At 68.3% G+C, this 18969-nt stretch carries 14 protein-coding genes and 1 tRNA gene; 10 read left to right on the plus strand and 5 right to left on the minus strand.

Annotation, left to right across the window (positions count from 1 at the left end; all coding sequences use genetic code 11):
- Nucleotides 1-23: 23 nt before the first annotated feature.
- Nucleotides 24-3047, minus strand: a complete 3024-nt coding sequence (locus ACKVMH_RS05265) for a TonB-dependent receptor (protein WP_215219960.1) — start codon at nt 3045-3047, stop codon at nt 24-26.
- Between the two features lie 72 nt (nt 3048-3119).
- Nucleotides 3120-4499, minus strand: a complete 1380-nt coding sequence (locus ACKVMH_RS05270; RefSeq protein ID WP_412699519.1) for a transglutaminase-like domain-containing protein — start codon at nt 4497-4499, stop codon at nt 3120-3122.
- A gap of 421 nt (nt 4500-4920) precedes the next feature.
- Here ACKVMH_RS05270 and ACKVMH_RS05275 point away from each other — a divergent pair, with 421 nt between their 5' ends.
- The 9 genes from ACKVMH_RS05275 (at nt 4921) to ACKVMH_RS05315 (ending at nt 13405) form a co-directional block, all read left to right on the plus strand.
- On the plus strand, nt 4921-6339 hold the full coding sequence (locus ACKVMH_RS05275; protein ID WP_412699513.1) for a C40 family peptidase: 1419 nt from the start codon (nt 4921-4923) through the stop codon (nt 6337-6339).
- Between the two features lie 32 nt (nt 6340-6371).
- A complete protein-coding gene (locus ACKVMH_RS05280; protein ID WP_215219958.1) occupies nt 6372-7481 on the plus strand; it encodes a dipeptide epimerase in 1110 nt (369 codons plus the stop codon).
- A 1-nt stretch (nt 7482) separates the two neighbouring features.
- Nucleotides 7483-8331, plus strand: a complete 849-nt coding sequence (locus tag ACKVMH_RS05285) for a MurR/RpiR family transcriptional regulator (protein WP_215219957.1) — start codon at nt 7483-7485, stop codon at nt 8329-8331.
- Between the two features lie 88 nt (nt 8332-8419).
- A tRNA-Arg gene (locus ACKVMH_RS05290) sits at nt 8420-8496 on the plus strand.
- A 27-nt stretch (nt 8497-8523) separates the two neighbouring features.
- Nucleotides 8524-10056, plus strand: coding sequence for an L-piperidine-6-carboxylate dehydrogenase (gene amaB / locus ACKVMH_RS05295; RefSeq protein WP_215219956.1), 1533 nt, complete (start codon nt 8524-8526; stop codon nt 10054-10056).
- A 13-nt stretch (nt 10057-10069) separates the two neighbouring features.
- Nucleotides 10070-10408 (plus strand): DUF4190 domain-containing protein, encoded by a 339-nt coding sequence (locus ACKVMH_RS05300; protein WP_412699514.1) that lies wholly within the window; start codon nt 10070-10072, stop codon nt 10406-10408.
- 2 nt (nt 10409-10410) lie between these two features.
- Complete coding sequence (locus ACKVMH_RS05305; RefSeq protein WP_215219954.1) at nt 10411-11469, plus strand: quinone-dependent dihydroorotate dehydrogenase; 1059 nt, start codon at nt 10411-10413, stop codon at nt 11467-11469.
- The gene (murB, locus tag ACKVMH_RS05310; protein WP_412699515.1) at nt 11466-12503 is read left to right on the plus strand and encodes a UDP-N-acetylmuramate dehydrogenase; all 1038 of its coding nucleotides are present in this window, start codon (nt 11466-11468) and stop codon (nt 12501-12503) included. The genes ACKVMH_RS05305 and murB overlap by 4 nt, the downstream gene beginning before the upstream one ends.
- 32 nt (nt 12504-12535) lie before the next feature.
- Entirely contained in the window at nt 12536-13405 is an 870-nt protein-coding gene (locus ACKVMH_RS05315) for a DMT family transporter (RefSeq protein ID WP_215220297.1), read from the plus strand.
- Between the two features lie 70 nt (nt 13406-13475).
- Here the strand turns inward: ACKVMH_RS05315 and ACKVMH_RS05320 are convergent, their stop codons facing one another.
- The 3 genes from ACKVMH_RS05320 to ispG all read right to left on the minus strand — a co-directional run bounded on the left by ACKVMH_RS05320 (nt 13476) and on the right by ispG (nt 18015).
- On the minus strand, nt 13476-15656 hold the full coding sequence (locus ACKVMH_RS05320; protein WP_412699516.1) for a M4 family metallopeptidase: 2181 nt from the start codon (nt 15654-15656) through the stop codon (nt 13476-13478).
- A 381-nt stretch (nt 15657-16037) separates the two neighbouring features.
- Nucleotides 16038-16769: a phosphatase PAP2 family protein gene (locus ACKVMH_RS05325; protein ID WP_215219951.1), complete on the minus strand. Its 732-nt coding sequence runs from the start codon at nt 16767-16769 to the stop codon at nt 16038-16040.
- Nucleotides 16747-18015, minus strand: a complete 1269-nt coding sequence (gene ispG, locus ACKVMH_RS05330) for a flavodoxin-dependent (E)-4-hydroxy-3-methylbut-2-enyl-diphosphate synthase (protein WP_412699517.1) — start codon at nt 18013-18015, stop codon at nt 16747-16749. The genes ACKVMH_RS05325 and ispG overlap by 23 nt, the downstream gene beginning before the upstream one ends.
- Before the next feature lie 90 nt (nt 18016-18105).
- Here ispG and xseA point away from each other — a divergent pair.
- A partial coding sequence (gene xseA, locus ACKVMH_RS05335) for an exodeoxyribonuclease VII large subunit (RefSeq protein ID WP_412699518.1) occupies nt 18106-18969 on the plus strand: 864 nt, incomplete at its 3' end.

The raw sequence follows: 18969 nt of genomic DNA on the forward strand, positions 1-18969 counted from the left end.
GCAGGCCGCCAAGGGGGTGAGGCTCAGTACGACAGGGACAGCGTCAGCTGTGCATAGCGCGGGGACTGCAGGAAGCGCTCCTGGCCGAAGTACGGGTCGCGGCTGCCGACGCCGGGCTCGAGCTCCTGGTAGACCCAGATCGGCTTCTGGTCGTTGAGCAGGTTGTAGACCGCCAGCTTGGCCTGGAAGTCGGCCAGGCCGAACGAGCGCTGGTAGGTCACGCTCGCGCCGATATCAACGGTCCACGGCATCCGGCCGGCGTCGCCACGGGGCGAATGCTCGAACACGCGGTCTGCGGTGCTCCAGGTATCGCCTTCCTCGGCATCGGTCGGACGGGTGCAGTTCTCAACGCACAGGTAGTAGCTGTGGTAGCTCTTCCAGTTGTACGGGTTGCCGACACCGAACGCGGTGATCGGGCCGCCGGACTTGGCATCGACCGTGGCGCCCACGCGCCAGTTGTCGGTCACCGCGTAGGTGCCGCGGAGCTTGATCTGGTGGCGGTGGTCGTTGGCCAGCGGGCCGTAGCCGTCGAGGTTGACGAACGGGTCGTCGAAGTTCTCGGTGCGACCGGTATCGCCGAAGTTGGTATCGGTGTTGACCGGCCCCTCGGCGTTGCCCTCGTTCCACGACAGCGTGTACGAGCCATTGAACATCCACTTCTCGTCCCACGCGCGGTCGACCTGGAACTCCAGCGCCTTGTAGGTGCGCCGCGGCTTGACCCAGCCGCGCTGGCCGGTCGGCGTGGAGTCGACGTACTCCCATTCGCCGTCGGTGTAGACGTAGTTGTCGGCCTCGGTCCAGTACCCCGCCTGCGCGGTGTCGATGGTGAGGTAACCGTCATCGACGCCGTCGCAGTCGGTGTCGCCCCAGATCGTCAGCTCCTCGCCCGGGTTGGCCATCACCCAGCTGCTGCCGACCCGCCCGCAATGCGTGGCGGTGATGTTGATGTCGTCGATGGCGTTGTTGAGCTTGCGGTAGATGCCGCGCACGCCCCACGACCACGCCTGGCTGAGCTGCTGCTGGAAGCCGAGGATCAGCTCGTCCTGGTAGACCTGGTCCATGTCGGCGTCGACCTCGGCGCGCAGGTCACCGACGGTGCCGTCACCCTGGCTGTTGTCGAAGCCGAACTGCTCGCCAAGGATCGGGAACGCGTACTCAACCCCGTTGTGCTCGCGGATCTCCCAGCCCTCGAAGCCGTAGAACGTCCGCGCGTCGAGCAGCGCGCCACCCTGCTTGATGTTGATGACGTTGGCGACCGGCAGGAAGTAGCGGCCGACGTTGCCGAACAGCTTGGTGGTGCCGTCGCCACGGACGTCCCACGAGAAGCCAAGCCGCGGCGACCACATGTCGTCCATCTCGATGTAGGTCGCGCCCAGGCCGTCCTTGTTGTCGAAGGCCTCGTTGCGGATGCCCATGTTGAGCACCAGGTCGTCGGTGACCGACCAGTTGTCCTCGATGTACCACGCGTTGTTGGTCGACTCGAAGTTGCCGAAGATCTCGTACTGGCGCGCACGGACGTAGGCGAAGTAACCGTCCGGGACGATGCCCGCGTCGGGGATCTGCGCGCCGGGCGTGGTCGCGGTGACGCCGTACTGGATGCCGCCCGGGCCCGAATAGGCCTGGCTGAGGTCGGAGGTGTTGCTCTCTCGGTCCAGGCCGAAGCGCAGGCGGTGGTCGCCCAGCGACCATTCGAAGTCCACGCGCGTCTGCTCGCGCTCGTCGAGCCGGTCGTAGATGCTGAGGTTGCTGGTGCAGCCCAGCGGCACGCCGGGATCCGGCACGCCGGTGCCGGCGGAGACGAAGTTGCAGGTGGCGTCGTTGGGCGACGCGCCGATGTCCTTGCGCTCGGTCTGGCCGTGCAGGACCTTCATCGACAGGTTGTCGGTGAGGTACGAGGTCCAGGTCAGCGCCCAGTTGGTGCCGCCCGCCTCGGTGTAGCGGTCGCTGATCTTGTCGCCGATCTCATCGGTGTCGAAGTCGTAGGCGTAGGTGCTGCTGTCGAGGCGGTTCTCGTTGGAGAACGCCATCAGGCTGAGCAGGTTGTTGTCGGTGACCTGCCAGTCCATGGTCGCGCCCCAGAACCCGTCGTCGGAGGTCCCGCGGGTGAAGCTGGTGCCGACGTTGTTGGTGCTCTCGGGCTCGACCTGGCGGCCCTCGTACATCGCGAAGAAGAACAGGCGGTCCTGCACCAGCGGTCCCGAGGCCCAGATGTTCATCCGGGTCGAGTCGGTGGTGTCGTGGCTGCGGGTGAGGTAGCGCTCGCCCTCGAAGTAGCTGTCGCGCCGGGAAGACTCCCACTCGCGCGGGCCGAGTACGACCTTGCCGCCGGAATGGAACTCGTTGGTGCCCGACTTGGCGACCGCGTTGACGACACCGCCGGTGGTCCGGCCGAATTCGACCGAGTAGCCACCGGTCTTGACCTGGAACTCCTCGTAGAAGTCGAACGGCGCCTCGGAAAAGCCGATGCGGTTATAGAAGTCGGTAACGTTGAGGCCGTTGACGTAGAACGCGTTCTCCGCCACGGACGAGCCGCCGAACGAGATGCCGCCGAAGCCGGCGCTGCCACCGGCCACGCCCGGCGCCAGCAGTGCCACCGAGCTGACGTTCCGCTCGACCGGCAGCCGCTCGATCTGTTCGGCGGTGACGTTGGTGGCCGATTCGGTGGAACTGACGTCGACCGCATTGATGACCCGCGACCCGATCACCTGCACCGCGCCGAGGCTGGTGACGTCGTCGCTGGCGCCGACGTAGGTCGCACTGCCGAGGCCGACGCGCACCTGCACCGGTTCGCCGACGGGCTCGCCATTGGCGCTGGCCTGCAACTCGTACGTACCCACCGGCAGGTACGAGAACCGGTAGTTGCCGCTGGCATCGGCGGTGACCGTGCGGCTGAAGCCGGTCTGGGGATTGCGCACGGTGACCTGGGCGCCCGCCTCGGACACGCCCACCACCGCGCCGTCCTGGGCCATCGCCACCGGCGTCAGTGCCGCGAGGCAGAGCCCCATGGCGATCGAAAGCGCGCTTCTGTGCAGGTTCCTGTTCTTCATGCCCCCTCCGGCGTTCTGGTCGGTGATCGGCCTGCGCTTGGCAGGGCCGTCGCGTGGATTGATCGAAGTGATTCAGTCGTTGCTGCGCGCCGTCCTGGCGGTGTCGGGCAGGATCCGTGCTTCGAAGTCGTAGTCCCACTGGTCGAAGTACAGGTTGCCGCCGTCCCACTCGACCTCGCCCCGCTGGGAGTCGACGGTCTCGGAACGGAAATGCTGCTTGGCCGGGACAAACCCGGTGCCGTAGTCATCGTTGAAGGCGATCCGGTAGGCATCCAGGCCACCCAGGTAGAACCATTCCAGGTCGGCACCACTGTCGGCGGTCGCGCCTTCGAACCGGCCGGTGGTCACGTCCATCGGCACCCAGCCGTACGGTGCCAGGTACATCCAGCCCCAGTCGTGCAGGTTCCAGTAGTCGCCGTCGGAATAGACCATGCCCGACTGCCAGCGCGCCGGGATGCCGTTGAAGCGCAGCAATGCCATCAGCAGCAGCGTCTGCTGGCCGCAGTCGGCGTGGCCGGCGTGCAGCGCGTAGTCGCTGATATTGGTAATTGTCGAGTACTCGCGCGCACCGGCCCACGGAATGTCGTCGACCGCGGCGAACAGCTTCTGCGCGATCCGGTACGGGTTGGTCTCGCCGTTAACGACCTTCTCGGAGAACGCACGCAGCGCCGGGGTGAACACGATGTGCGGCGGGCGCTCGCCCAGGTGCGCGGCCAGCTCGGCGGTCGCCGGGGCCGGGACCACCTTGTCCGGGTCGATGGCGTGGCGCTGGGCCAACAGCGTCAGTTCGTAGTCGATGGAGAACTCGGTCGGCTCGCCCGCGCGAGCCACCTGTTCCATGTAAACGGTACGTTGCGCGGTCGGCTCAGGTGCGACAGTGGCTTCTGCCGGGATGCTTCCAAGCAGGCGGATGTCCTGCTGCTGGCCGGGGATGTCGCGCGGAAACGGGATCCACGCCCGGACCGTCTCGCCGGCGGGCACCGCGTCCGCGTCGACCGTGATCGACTGGGTGACCTGCACCCGCCGCGGCAGCACGCTGGCCTGCCCCGTCTCGCGGGCGGCCTCGACGACAGCCGCGTGGTGGGCATTGGGAGACTCCATCGGCCCTTCGCTGAAGGGTGCTGGATCGGCGCGGCGCGCGGCCGCTTCAGGGCTGAGGCGGAACAGGTTGGGCACCGCGCGCGCGAAATACAGCGTGCGCCCGTCGATCACCCGGTGTTCAATCAGGTTGGCCGCCTTCCAGCGGGCGAACTCCGCGTCGCCCAGGTCGGGGATCGCCTTGCGCAGCCGGGAGAGCACTTCGGCCTCGTCGAGCCGGAAGTCGATCAGGATGCGACGCATGCGCTCGCGCTGGAACAGCAGCGCATCGCGGTCAGCGACAGTGAGTGCCGGGTCGGCAAGTGCGGCGTCGATCGCGGTTTCGGCCGCCTTGAACCTGTCGCTATCCACCATCGACACGACGGAATCCAGCCGCTGGTTCCCAGCGGGAGTGCCCGGGTCGGCCGCGACCGCTCCGAACGCCAGCACCGCGGCCACGAACGCGGCGCAGGCGATCAGTCCGCGTCCCGCGCGGGGTCTGATTCGTTTTGCGGCGGTGACATCCCGAACCCAGTTCACCCGTTGCTTCCCCTACGGATAACCATTCGTGAACGGTGTGTAGCACGCGACTTGCACCGGGTCAATAAATTATTCCTGTTTCCTGTGATATAAGAATCGCGTATTCCGCAGCGCACAAATGACCGACATGGGGGAAGACGTCTTGGGGACCGGACCCACCCACTCGCGCGACCGCGCCCTCGCCTTCACCGGCGAGGCAGCCCCGTATCCTGTTGGCAGCCCTTCGCACCTGGGCGGCGCGCGCCGCCGACACTCCATGAAGAATCGCCTGCACCCGTTCGTCGCAGCCCTCGCGCTTGCGTTGCTGGTTGCCCAGCCGCTCGCCGCCAGGCAGCCGGTCCCTGCCGTCCCGGCACACGGCGTCGTCGGCATCCAGCCGGCGCACCTGACCCCGGCGTTCTGGCTGGAGCGGCTGGAAACGCCCGATGCCGTGCTGATGGACCGCAACGCGATCCAGGCCCAGAACACCCGCCTATGGGCGTTGGACGGCTCGATGCACGACCTGCGTGCACTGCCCGGGACGTTGGATGCCGGCACCGTGCGCGCCTTGATCGAGGACCTGTCCGAGCGTCCCAGCAGCGGACGGTGGGACGTCGAAGGCCGGCCGGTGCCGGACACGGTGCTGGATGCGATGGTCGACAACCTCGCGCTAGACGCCATCCCCGCGAGCCAGCGCACGCGCCACGGCCTCGTGGTGCACCGCGCCGCACTGCGCACTTTCCCGACCGCGCAGCGCATGTTCAGTCGCGCGGGCGAGACCGATATCGACCGGCTGCAGGAAAGCGCGCTGTTCCCCGGCACCCCGGTGGTGATCGCGCACGAAAGCGCCGACGGCGACTGGCTGTTCGTCGTCAGCCCGCGCTACGCCGCATGGATCGAGAAACGCCACGTGGCCGAAGGCAGCGCCGAGGCGGTGTTCGGCCACGTCGACGCGTCGCCCTACCGCGTCATCACCGGCGCCACCGAACACACTGTGTTTACCCGCCAGGAACCACGCGTCTCGCAGCTGCAACTCGACATGGGCGTGCGCGTGCCGGTGGCTGACACCCCGCCCGACCAGCCGGTCAACGGCCAGCACCCCTACACCGCGCACGTCCTCCGCTTGCCGGTTCGCGAGGCGGACGGCAGCCTCGGCTTCGCGCCGGCGCTGTTGCCGCGCATCGCCGACAGCAGCGCCGACTACCTGCCACTGACCCGTGCCAACCTGGTCGCGCAGTCGTTCAAGTTCCTCGGCGAACGCTACGGCTGGGGCCACGCGTACAACGCGCGCGACTGCAGCGGGTTCGTCTCCGAGATCTACCGCAGCATGGGCGTCCAGCTGCCGCGCAACACCAGTGCGCAGGCGGTCAGCCCCGCGCTCGAACACGTGACTTTCGACGCCGACGACGACCGTGCCACCCGGATGGCGGCGGTCGACCAGCTGCAGGTCGGCGACCTGGTCTACATCCCCGGCCACGTGATGATGGTCATCGGCCGCGTCGACGGTGCCCCGTACGTCATCCACGACACCAACGGTGGCAGCGTGCTCGACGCCGACGGCGGCCTGCGCAGCATGGCGCTCAACGGGGTCTCGGTCACGCCGCTGCTGCCGATGATGTTCAACCGGACCGAAAGCTACGTGGATCGCATGACCAGCATCGTGCGCCCGCACGTGCCGACCGCGCCTTCCCGCTGATCGCGTCGCCAACAGGACACGACACACGACCCATGAAGATCACCGACATCCAATTCGGCATGCTGCGGGTACCGCTCAAGACGCCGTTCAAGACCGCGCTGCGTACCGTCGAGCGGGTCGAGGACATCGTGGTCATGGTGCACACCGACTCAGGCCAGGTCGGCTATGGCGAGGCACCGGCCACCGCCGTGATCACCGGCGACACCCACGGCTCCATCGTCGACGCGATCCGGCACTACATCTCGCCGCGGCTCATCGGCGAGGACATCGCCGACCTCAACCGCATCACCCGGCTGATCCAGACCTCGATGGAGAAGAACTCCAGCGCCAAGGCGGCGGTGGAGATCGCGGTGTACGACCTGTGGGGCCAGCTCTACAACGCGCCGCTGTACAAGATGCTCGGCGGCGGCGACCCGGTCATCACCACCGATATCACCATCAGCGTGGACACCATCGACAAGATGGTGGCCGATTCCATCAGCGCGGTGGAGCGCGGCTTCGACTCGCTGAAGATCAAGGTGGGCAAGGACATCGGCGTCGACGTCGAGCGCATCAAGGCGATCTACGCCGCGGTGGAGAGCCGCGCCCTGCTCCGCCTCGACGCCAACCAGGGCTGGACCGCCAAGCAGGCGGTCTACGCGATCACCACCCTGGAGGACGCCGGCGTGCGGCTGGAGCTGGTGGAGCAACCGGTCAAGGCCCGCGACCTCGAGGGCATGCGCTACGTCACCGAGCGGGTGCACACCCCGATCATGGCCGACGAGAGCGTGTTCGGCCCGATGGAGGTGATCGAGCTGATCAACCTGCGCGCGGCCGACATCATCAACATCAAGCTGATGAAGACCGGCGGTATTTCGAACGCGATCCGGATCGCCGACATCGCCGCGCTGCACCAGGTCGAGTGCATGATCGGCTGCATGCTCGAATCGAGCATCAGCGTCGCCGCAGCGGTACACGTAGCGGTGGCCAAGGCCGACGTGATCACCAAGATCGACCTGGACGGCCCGTCGCTGTGCCAGTTCGATCCGGTCGAGGGCGGGGTCACGTTCAACGAGTCGGAGATCTCGGTCAGCGAGGCGCCTGGGCTAGGCATCCGTGAGATCCGCGGGCTCGAGCCGATACCGGGCAGCGCGGCCGCCTGACGTGTCCGCACTGCTGAAGATCCGCGCCGAGCGCGACCGCATGTCGGCGATCGAGCGCCGCATCGCCGACTTCGTGCTCGACAACGCGCAGCTGCTGCGCGACTACTCGTCGCAGCAATTGGCCAACGCGCTGGGCATCAGCCAGTCCAGCGTCGTCAAGTTCTGCCAGAAGTTGGGCTTCAAGGGCTATCCCGACCTCAAATATTCGGTCGGCGAGGCGATTGCACGCGCCGACAATGGCGAAGACACCCGCGACACAGGCGCTCCGCCCGCGCCGCCGCCGGACGCCGGCATGGAGCTGTGGCTGCGCAAAAGCCAGGCCGAGGAGGAAACCCGCTCGATCAATCCGCCCGAGCTGCTCGAGGCGGTGGTCGCCGCCCTGCTGGGCGCGTCGGCCGGGGGCAAGGTCTTCATCATCGGCCTCGGCGAGGACGACATCCCCGCCCGTGCGATCGCACTGCGGCTGTCACTGCTGGGCATCCTCACCGTGCACAACTTCGACACCGCACACATGACCGCCAGCGTATCGGCCGCCGGCCCGGGCGACGTCCTGCTGGTGTTTTCCGAGCACGGCAAACAGCCGGCGCTGTGCCAGATCGGACGGCTGTTCCGCGAGCGTGGCGGGACGGTGGTGACCATCACCCGCCATAACTCAAACCCCCTGCGCGCCCACGCCGACCTCTCGCTGCTGGTCTCGGCCCATGACGACCGCGCCCACATCGAACCGCTGCTGTACCGCTCGGCCCTGCAGCACCTGCTGGACCGGATGTTCGTGCGGCTGTGCGAATCGGGCCACATGGCGCGGCTGCAGGCCACCATGGAGCGCATCCAGCCGATGCTCGAAGGCTGACGGGGTCCCGCCGGCAGCGCCGTCCGGGCGCCGACGGGGCCATTGCGGGGAGGTCTTCAGGGCCTGTCTCTGCGATAATCGTGCGGATGGCCCCGTAGCTCAGCTGGATAGAGCGTCCCCCTCCTAAGGGGAAGGTCACACGTTCGAATCGTGTCGGGGTCGCCATTCATTCGTTTCGCAAGGAGTTTTTTGATGACCCACCCCGTCCTCACCGCACTCGGCCTGAGCGGCACCGAATCCGGCACCTACCTCGGCAATGGCGAATGGGCCACGACCGCCGACGCCGGCATCCTCGAGCCGATCAACCCGACCGATGGCGAGGTGCTGGCGCGGGTCCAGGCGTCCTCGCAGGCCGACTACGAGAAGATCGTCGAGCGCGCCCAGGCCGCCTTCAAGGTCTGGCGCAATACCCCGGCCCCGCGCCGCGGCGAGGCCGTGCGCCTGTGCGCCGACGCGCTGCGCGAACACAAGGACGCGCTGGGTTCGCTGGTCGCGCTGGAAATGGGCAAGTCCAAGCCCGAGGGCGACGGTGAAGTCCAGGAGATGATCGACATCGGCGAGTTCGCCGTCGGCCTGTCGCGCCAGCTCTACGGCCTCACCATGCATTCCGAGCGCCCCGGCCACCGGATGTACGAGCAGTGGCACCCGTTGGGCATCGTCGGGATCATCTCGGCCTTCAACTTCCCGGTCGCGGTGTGGGCGTGGAACGCGCTGGTCGCGGCCGCCTGCGGCGACATCTGCATCTGGAAGCCCTCGCCCAAGACCCCGCTGTCGGCCATCGCGTCGGTCCGGATCTGCAACGAGGCGCTGAAGAAGGGCGGCTTCCCGGACATCTTCTTCCTGTTCAACGACGCCGGCACTGACCTGGCCCAGACCTTCGTCGACGACAAGCGCATCGCCCTTGTCAGCTTCACCGGCTCGACCAAGGTCGGCCGCCACGTCGGCGAGCGCGTCGCCAAGCGCATGGGCCGCTCGCTGCTGGAGCTGGGCGGCAACAACGCGATGATCGTCGACGCCACCGCCGACCTGAAGCTTGCGATCCCGGCGATCGTGTTCGGCGCGGTCGGCACCGCCGGCCAGCGCTGCACCACCACCCGCCGCGCCTTCATCCACGAGTCGATCTACGACGACGTGCTGGCCAAGCTGGTTACGGCGTACAAGCAGGTCGAAGGCAAGACCGGCGACCCGATGGACCCGGCCAACCTGATGGGCCCCCTCAACAGCAAGGATGGCGTGCAGGCGTACCTGACCGCGATCGAGAAGGCCAAGGCGGCCGGTGGCAAGGTCGAGACCGGCGGCGCAGCGGTGGATCGCAAGGGCAACTTCGTGCTGCCGACGATCATCACCGGCTTGGCCAACGATTCCGAAGTCGTCCAGACCGAGACCTTCGCGCCGATCCTGTACGTGATGAAGTTCAGCGACCTGGACGAAGCCATCGACATGCAGAACGACGTGCCGCAGGGCCTGTCGTCGGCGATCTTCACCCAGAACCTGAAGGCTGCCGAGCAGTTCCTGTCGGTGCGCGGTTCGGACTGCGGCATCGCCAACGTCAACATCGGCACCTCCGGCGCAGAGATCGGCGGCGCGTTCGGCGGCGAGAAGGAGACCGGCGGCGGCCGCGAGTCGGGCTCGGATGCATGGCGTGCGTACATGCGCCGCCAGACCAACACCATCAACTACTCCGACGAACTGCCGCTGGCCCAGGGCATCAAGTTCGACCTGTAAGGAGAACCGGGCGATGAGCGATCCCACCCCTCCGCCATTGCCCCCACCGCCACCGGCCGCGCCGGCGGTTGGCCGGCAGACCAGCGTGCTGGCCATCGTCAGCCTGGTCTTCGGCCTGCTGGGGTGGACCCTGCTGCCGCTGGTCGGAAGCCTGGTGGCGGTGATCACCGGACACCTCGCGCGCGCCGAGGTCAGGCGCGCACCCGGTGCCGTCGACGGTGATGGCCTGGCCATCGCCGGGCTGGTGCTCGGCTACTCGATGATGGCGCTGGCGATCATCGGCGTGCTGGCCGCGGTGCTGTTCTTCGGCGGGCTGGTGGCACTGTTGGCCGTCGCCTCGGCCGTGGGCTGAGCATGTACGCACTCGCCCGGCCCTGGCTGTTCCGGCTCGACGCCGAACAGGCGCACGACCTCAGCCTGAAGATGCTCGACAAGGCCCATGCAAGCGGCCTTGGCGCGCTGCTGGCGCGACGCCCCGAGCCGCTCCCGACGCGCGTGTTCGGGCTGGATTTTCCGAACCCGGTCGGCCTGGCTGCCGGGCTCGACAAGGACGGCGCGCACATCGATTCGCTGATGGCGCTCGGCTTCGGCTTCGTCGAGATCGGCACGGTCACCCCGCGCCCGCAGGCGGGCAACCCGAAGCCGCGGATGTTCCGGCTTCCCGCCCAGGAAGGCGTCATCAATCGGCTGGGCTTCAACAATGCCGGGGTCGACGCGCTGGTGCGCAACGTCGAGAAGGCCGAGCGACGCGGTGCCCTGCTGGGCATCAACATCGGCAAGAACAGGGAAACGCCCAACGAGATCGCCGAGGGCGACTACATGTACTGCCTGTCGCGGGTGTATCCGCTGGCGGACTACGTGACGGTCAACATCTCCTCGCCCAATACCGCCGGCCTGCGCGAGCTGCAGGAAGAGCAGCTGCTCCGGCGCCTGGTCGGCACTCTGCGCGAGGAGCAGGAGCGGCTGGGCGCCAAGCACGGTCGACGCATCCCGATGCTGGTGAAGATCGCGCCCGACCTGTCGGAAGCCGACATCGAGGCGTGCGCGCGGGTGCTGACCGAGCTGGAGGTCGACGGCGTCATCGCGACCAACACCACCGTGTCGCGCGTGGCCATCGAGGGCGCGCCGCACGCGGATGAAACCGGCGGCTTGTCCGGCCGACCGCTGATGGGCCAGTCAACCACGGTGCTGCGGATGATGCGCACGCGCCTGCCGGAGTCGATCCCGCTGATCGGGGTCGGCGGGATCCTGTCGGGCGCCGACGCGGTCACCAAGATGGCCGCCGGCGCGAGCCTGGTGCAGTGCTACTCGGGCCTGGTCTACCGCGGCCCGGGGCTCGTGCGCGAGTGCGTGGAGGCGATCCGCCGCCGCAAGTTCGCGCCCAGCCGCGGCCCGGTTCCGCCGGTCGCATGAGCGAACCGCTCCGCCTCTTCCACAACGCTCCCCTGCAGGCGCGCAACACGTTCGGCGTTGCCGCGAGCGCGCCGCTGCTGGCCGAGGTCCAGGACGCCAGTGCCCTGCCCGGCCTGTTGTCCGGCCCCGAGTTCGCGGGCCGGTCGCCGCTGGTCCTGGGCGGTGGCAGCAACCTGCTGTTCGTCGCCGACCCGGTCCAGCCGCTGCTGGCGCTGACCGGACGCAACATCCGCGTGGTCGACGACGGCGACCGCGCCATCGTGCGTGCCGATGCCGGCGTCCAGTGGCACGCCTTCGTGCTGGACACACTCGACCGCGGCCTGTGTGGGCTCGAGAACCTCGCCCTGATCCCGGGCACGGTGGGTGCCGCGCCGATCCAGAACATTGGCGCCTACGGCGTGGAAGTGCGCGAGTTCGTCCACGCGGTCGAAGCGTTCGAGCCGGCGACAAGCCGCTGGCTGCGGCTGGACGCCGACGCCTGCGCGTTCGGCTACCGCGACAGCCTGTTCAAGCAGGACCCGGACCGCTTCGTTGTCACCGCCGTCGAGTTCGCCCTGCCGCGCCAGCGCGCGCCGCGGCTCGACTACGCCGGCCTGGGCGACGAGATCGCCGCGAGCGGGATCACCGCCCCCACGTCACGGCAGGTTGCCGACGCGGTCATCGCGATCCGTCGCCGCAAGCTGCCCGACCCGGCCGTGCTCGGCAACGCCGGCAGCTTCTTCAAGAATCCGATCGTGCCGGCCGGGCAGGCCCTGGCACTGGCCGACGCACATCCCCGCCTGCCGGTCTTCGGCGGCGGCGACGATGCCACCCGCAAGCTCTCGGCCGCATGGTTGATCGATGCCTGCGGCTGGAAAGGCCACCGCGACGGTGACGCCGGCGTGGCGGCGTCGCATGCCCTGGTGCTGGTCAACCACGGGGCGGCCAGCGGGCGCCAGCTGTTCGACCTCGCCCGGCGCATCGCCGGCTCGGTACACGATCGCTTCGGCATCGCGCTGGAACCGGAGCCACGCGTGGTGGGCGCACGCTGGTGAGCGGATCCACGCACGCCCGTGCCGCCGCCCTGATGCTGGGGAGCACGGTGTTCTTCGCGTTCATGGTCATCACGATCCGGCTGGCGTCGGAAACGCTGCACACCTTCCAGGTCGCGTTCTTCCGCTGCTTCTTCGGGATGCTCGCCACCGCGCCGCTGGTTTACCGGCACGGCCCGGGCCTGCTGCGCACGCGGCAGCTGCCGCGCTACGTGGTGCGCTGCCTGATCGGCACCCTGTCGATGCTGTGCGGCTTCTGGGCCATCGGCAACCTGCCGCTGGCGCAGGCGGTGTCGCTGTCGTACTCGACCCCGCTGTTCGTCACCATCGCCGCCGTGCTGTGGCTGGGCGAGCAGGTGCGCGCGCGCCGCTGGACCGCCGTCGTGCTGGGTTTCATCGGCGTGCTGGTGATCGTCCGCCCGGGCACGGACGGATTTAGTGCGGGCACCCTGGTCGCGCTGTCGGCGGCCGTGCTCAGCGGCATCGTCTCGATCCAGATCAAGCAGCTGTCAGCGCTGGAACCGGCCGACCGGATCGTGGTGTGGACCACCATCCTGTGGGTGCCGATGTCGCTGGTGCCGGCACTGACGGTCTGGGAATGGCCCGAAGGCATCGCCTGGTTGTGGGTGATCGCGGCGGGCGCGCTGGGTACGGCCGGCCACATGCTCTGGACCCGCGCACTGAAGCTCGGCGAGGTGTCCGCACTGACCCCGATCAGCTTCATGCAGTTGCCGATCGTCGCGCTGCTCGCATTCGTGCTCTTCGGCGAAGGCGTGGACCGCTGGACGGTGCTGGGCGCCTCGATCATCTTCGGCGCCAACGCCTACATCGCGCACCGCGAGGCGACCCTGGCGCGGCGTGCGGCCACCTCGGCACCCTCGACCGGCGCCAAGCCCGGCGAGTAGCCCGCCAAAAAAGACCCCGGCGTATGGCCGGGGTCCATGTCGCACTCTACCGGCGATGTGCCGGCTCAACTCAGAACTGCAGGCTCCACAGGTCGATCTTGCCGGTGTCCTGGGAGTAAGCGTCATTCACCCGCAGCTTCCAGGTGCCATTGGCGCTTTCCGACGAGGCGTTGACGGTGTAGACCGCGTCGATGTCGTTGGCGCTGCCACCGGAACGGTTGCGCAGCGTGTAGACGCTGCCGTCCGGGGCCACCAGGCTGACGGTGAGGTCGCCCACGTAGGTGTGGTCGATGCTCACCGCGACCTTCAGGTCGCTCGGCGCATTGCCGCTGACGCCGGTCACCGTGATCGGGCTCTCCACCGTGGCGCGGTCGCGGATCTGCACGTCGGTACCGTTCTCGAAGTAGCCACCGCCACCGCCGCCGTCACCGGAGAAGCTGCCGGTCAGGCTGACGCCCGAGAACGCGCTGTAGCCCCGCAGCATCACATGGTAGGTGCCCGCCTGCGGGTTGCTGAAGCTGCACGACTCGGTGTTGCCGCTGCGGTACGGACGGCAGTCGTAGGAGGACGTGGTCGGCGCGGCACCGAATCGCACATACATGTCCGCGTCGCCGCTGCCACCGGCCATGTTGAACACGAGATTGCTCGCGCCCGCCGGCACTTCCAGCGTCCAGAACTGCTGGCTGCCCTGCGCGCCCGCGATCCCGGTCTCCGGCACGCCGTTCTCGAGTTCGCCACCGCCCGGCGGCGGATCCTCGCCTCCGTCGCAGCTCACGCCCACCGCGTTGAACGCGGCCACGACATCGGCCTGGGGGTAGCCCAGCTCGACCGCTCCGGCCTGCACGCCGCACGCACCCTCGTCATAGCCGGTGCTGGGCTGCCAGTGGAACTGGTTGGCGTAGGCGAAGACCTGGAACGCCTCGCGCGGGTCCCAGCCGCTGGTCTTGGCCAGCAGGCAGTAGGCCTTGTTGTAGACGCCGCTCGAGTAATGCACGTCCAGGCCGTTGTAGTAGTCGTCGGCATGGTCGATCGAGCGGCCGTCCTGGGTGGGGTTGCACATGTAGCGCAGCGAACCGCTGCCCTTGAAGATGTCCGCGCCCACCAGGTAGTCGGCACTGCCGCGGTCGAAGAACTCCGCCGCTTCGCCGGCCATGTCGGAGAAGGCCTCGTTGATGCCACCCGACTGGTTGCTGTAGATCAGGCCCGAGTTCTGCTCGGTGAATCCGTGGCTGACCTCATGCGCGCTCACGTCCAGCGACACCAGCGGATGGAAGGTGCTGCCGCCGTCGCCGAACGTCATCGACGAGCCGTCCCAGAACGCGTTCTCGTAGCTGTTGCCGTAATGGACGTTCATCTTCAGCCGGAAGGTCAACGGCGGAACGCCGACGTAGGCGTTGTACATGTCGTACACCACGCCACCGAAGTGGTGGGCGTCGTTGAGCGGCGAGTACGCGCCATTGATCTGCTTGACGGTGTTGGTCGGGCAGTTGAACGAGTGGATCGGGCCGCTGGAGCCGTGGTTGAAGTTGTGGGTCTCCACGTTGGTGTTGACCATCGAACAGGTGCTGCCCGACTGCTGCACGTCCAGCGCGGGGTAGTCGGTGCCGTACTGGTACTGGCCGATCTTCTGGTTGCCACCGGGGCCGTAGCCGTCGGCGAAGGTCAGGCCTTCCCACTGGCGGATCACTTCCCCGGAGTTGGCGTCGATGATCGCGGTGGGACGCGAGGGGCTGTCACCGTCGACGAAGAACGACGTCAGGTACACCAGCCGCGCGGGACCCTGCTCGGCATACACGAACAGCTCGGTCTTGCGGTTGCTGACGTTGCCGCCGGCCGCCAAGGCGGCACCGGCGCGGGCGGCCAGCACTGCCTGGGCGCGCTGGGCGCTCAGCCGCGGGGTCACCGATGGAAGCTCGACCTGCACGTCCTGCAGGACCTGGCCCTGCATGCGCAACGCGTTGCCCATGCTGTCCTGCACGACCGCGACGCTGTGTCCCCAGACCGGGACCCCGCGATAGGTCTGCTGCATGCGCACGGTGCGGTTGCCGTTGCGGGTCGGCGCCGAGGTGCGCGCCTTCAGCGCCATGTCGCTGCCGAGCCCGAGCTGGGCCGCCACTCGGTTCATCGGGGTGGCGCCGAGGCTTTGGCGCTGGACCTGGCGGGTGTCGGCCGCGGTTGCGGTCGACATGGCGGCCATGCCGATGGCGGCCACCAGCAGGTTGAGGCGATACGAACGGAAATAACGTGACATCCCACATCCTCCTTTCCATGAGAACTCCCATCGCGGGGGCGATGGAGCGGATTCAACGATTCCCCCTGTTCCCCGCGCCGCGCATCCGACGGTGTCGGTGGCAACTTTCCGGTTGCATGCGATGCGGGAACCGACGCGGGCCGTGATGGCCGCGACCGGGCGATCCTGGGAATGGCCGGTTCGCGCGTCAAACGCCGTGGGTGCCCTCACGCAGCGATCACGCAGCCGTCACGTGGCCCCTTTATTCCCTGAACTGCAACAAAACGAGACAGCACGGGGGCCGCGGCGTATGCAGCCGGACACGGAGGTGGGCTGCCGCACGAAACAATGTTCCAGCCTGCGTGCTGCACTGCACCAGAGATCCCCGCGAGCGAGGTGCTGTCAGCGGCCGGTGCGCCAGGGGTGCATGCGCCAGCGGAAAACGGCCAGGTAGACGATCGCCGCCCAGATGCTGGCCGCCGCCCAGCCGGCGAGGATGTCGGAGGGAAAGTGCACCCCGAGGTAGACCCGCGAACCACCGACCAACAGCACGAACGGCACCGCCAGCAGCAGCACCGGCCAGCGCCAGCGGGTGCGCCAGGCGAGCAGGACCACCACCCACGCCAGCGTCGCCGACCCCATCGCGTGGCCGCTGGGAAAGCTGTAACTCGACTCGGGGGTGATCGATTCCCACAAGGTCGGCCGGTCACGTGCAAAGAGCAACTTGGTACCGACGTTGAGCAGGCCCGACCCGGCCAGCGCGATGCCGGCAAAGGTTGCCTCCCGCGGCCGCCGCAGGCCCATCAGGGTCAGCACCAGCAACACGTCGAACGGGACCACCCCGTGCAGGTAGCCCAGGTCGGTGACGATCACGAAGAACCGGTCCAGCGCCGGCGAGGCAGCGTCGCGGGCGAGAGCCAACATCGGCTCGTCGAACGCGATCGGCTCGCGCTCGCGCACTTCGTCCACCAGCTCGGCAAAACCCCACATCGGCAGCAGCAGTCCGACGAACACGAGCAGCAGTCGCCAACCGTGGCGGTGCAGCAGGCTGCGGAGCAGCGTCCTTTCCAGCCGCAGCGCCGAGGCGAGCGGCAGGCGACGCCGGGCGGGATCAGGCGGCGCCGGCGGGGCCATAGTGGCGGTCGACGTAGGCGTCGATCAGGCCGACGAACTCATCGGCGATGTGCTCGCCGCGCAGGGTGACGGTCTTCTCCCCGTCCTCGAACACCGGGGCCGACGGGGCCTCGCCGGTGCCCGGCAGCGAGATGCCGATGTTGGCGTGGCGGGACTCGCCCGGGCCATTGACCACGCAGCCCATCACCGCCAGGGTCAGGTTCTCCGCGCCGGGATGGGTCACTTTCCACTCCGGCATCCTGGCGCGTACGTGCTCCTGCACCTTCTGCGCGAGCTCCTGGAAGAACGTGCTGGTCGTGCGTCCACAGCCCGGACACGCGGTGACCATCGGGGTGAACGCGCGCAAACCCATCGTCTGCAACAGCTCCTGGGCGACGATCACTTCGTTGTTGCGCGACTGGCCCGGCTCGGGCGTCAGCGAGATCCGGATCGTGTCGCCAATGCCTTCCTGCAGCAGGATGCCCAGCGCGGCGCTCGAAGCCACGATGCCCTTGCTGCCGATGCCGGCCTCGGTCAAGCCCAGGTGCAGCGCGTAGCCGCCGCGCGTGGCCAGCTCGCGGTACACCGCCACCAGCTCCTGCACGCCCGATACCTTGGCGCTGAGCACGATGCGGTCAGCCGGAAGACCGATCTCGACCGCGCGGTCGGCCGAGTCCAGCGCCGAGCGGATCAGCGCCTCGCGCAGCACCCGGCCGGCGTCCCATGGTTCGTCGCGCAGCGCGTTCTCGTCCATCAACTGCCGTGCCAGCGCCTGGTCGAGCGAACCCCAGTTGGCGCCGATCCGGACCGGCTTGCCGTGTTTGATCGCCAGCTCGATCAAGGTCCCGAACTGGCTGTCCTTTTTCTTGCCAAAGCCGACGTTGCCGGGGTTGATGCGGTACTTGGCCAGCGCCTCGGCAGCGGCCGGTTCGGCGGTCAGCAACTGGTGGCCGTTGTAGTGGAAATCGCCGATCAGCGGCACCTCCGCCCCCATCATCGCCAGCCGGTCGCGGATGCGCGGCACGGCCGCGGCGGCCTCGGGCGTGTTGACGGTGATGCGCACCAGCTCCGAGCCGGCGCGCCACAGCTCGGCGACCTGCTTGGCGGTGGACGCGACGTCGGCGGTGTCGGTGTTGGTCATCGACTGCACCACCACCGGCGCCTGTCCGCCCACCTGGACGCCGCCAATGGTCACGGCGCGGGTATGGCGGCGGGGTTGCGGCCCGAAAAGCGGAGCAGCGCAGGGGCAATGGGCATCGGAATTCATCCGCGCATTGTACCGCCGCGCGGTCGTCGTCCCGGCGTGACCCGCACCCGCCACTGCGCTACGGTAGCCCGCCACCCGGCCCCTTCCACGATGTCCCTCGACGACCCCAACCACGTCCTGACCCCGAGCCAGCTGAACACGCTGGCGCGGGACATGCTGGAGGGCGCGTTCCCACTGGTATGGATCGAGGCCGAGTTGGGCAATGTCGCCCGACCGGCGTCCGGGCACCTGTACCTGACCCTGAAGGACGCCCGCGCCCAGGTCCGGGCGGCGATGTTCAAGCCCAAGAGCAGCTGGCTCAAGTTTGTGCCGCGCGAAGGGATGCGCGTGCTGGCGCGTGGCCGCCTGACGCTGTACGAAGCCCGCGGCGAGTACCAGATGGTGCTCGACCACATGGAAGAGGCTGGCGAAGGCGCACTGCGGCGCGCGTTCGAGGAGCTCAAGGCCAAACTGGCCGCCGAAGGCCTGTTCGACGCGGACCGAAAGCGGCCGCTGCCGGCGTTCGCCACGCGCATCGGCGTGATCACCTCGCCCACAGGCGCTGCCGTGCGCGACGTGCTCAGCGTGCTGGGACGGCGCTTCGCGCTGGTCCAGGCCGACGTGTTGCCGGTGCAGGTGCAGGGCGCTTCTGCCGCGGCGCAGATCACCCGGATGCTGGAGCGCGCCGCAACCTCCGGGCGATACGACGTGCTGGTGCTCGCGCGTGGCGGTGGCTCGCTTGAAGACCTGTGGGCGTTCAACGACGAGGCGCTTGCCCGCGCGATCGCCGCCTGCCCGGTACCAGTCGTGTCGGCCGTCGGGCACGAGACCGATTTCAGCCTGGCCGATTTCGCCGCCGACCTGCGGGCGCCGACGCCGTCGGTCGCCGCGGAACTGCTGGTGCCCGCCCGTGACGACATCGAGCGCCGCCTGCGTGCGCTCGACGGCCGGATGCGGCAATTGCAGGCGCAGCAC

It is taken from the genome of Lysobacter zhanggongensis, assembly GCF_046638635.1.
Classification (GTDB): Bacteria; Pseudomonadota; Gammaproteobacteria; order Xanthomonadales; family Xanthomonadaceae; genus Novilysobacter; species Novilysobacter luteus.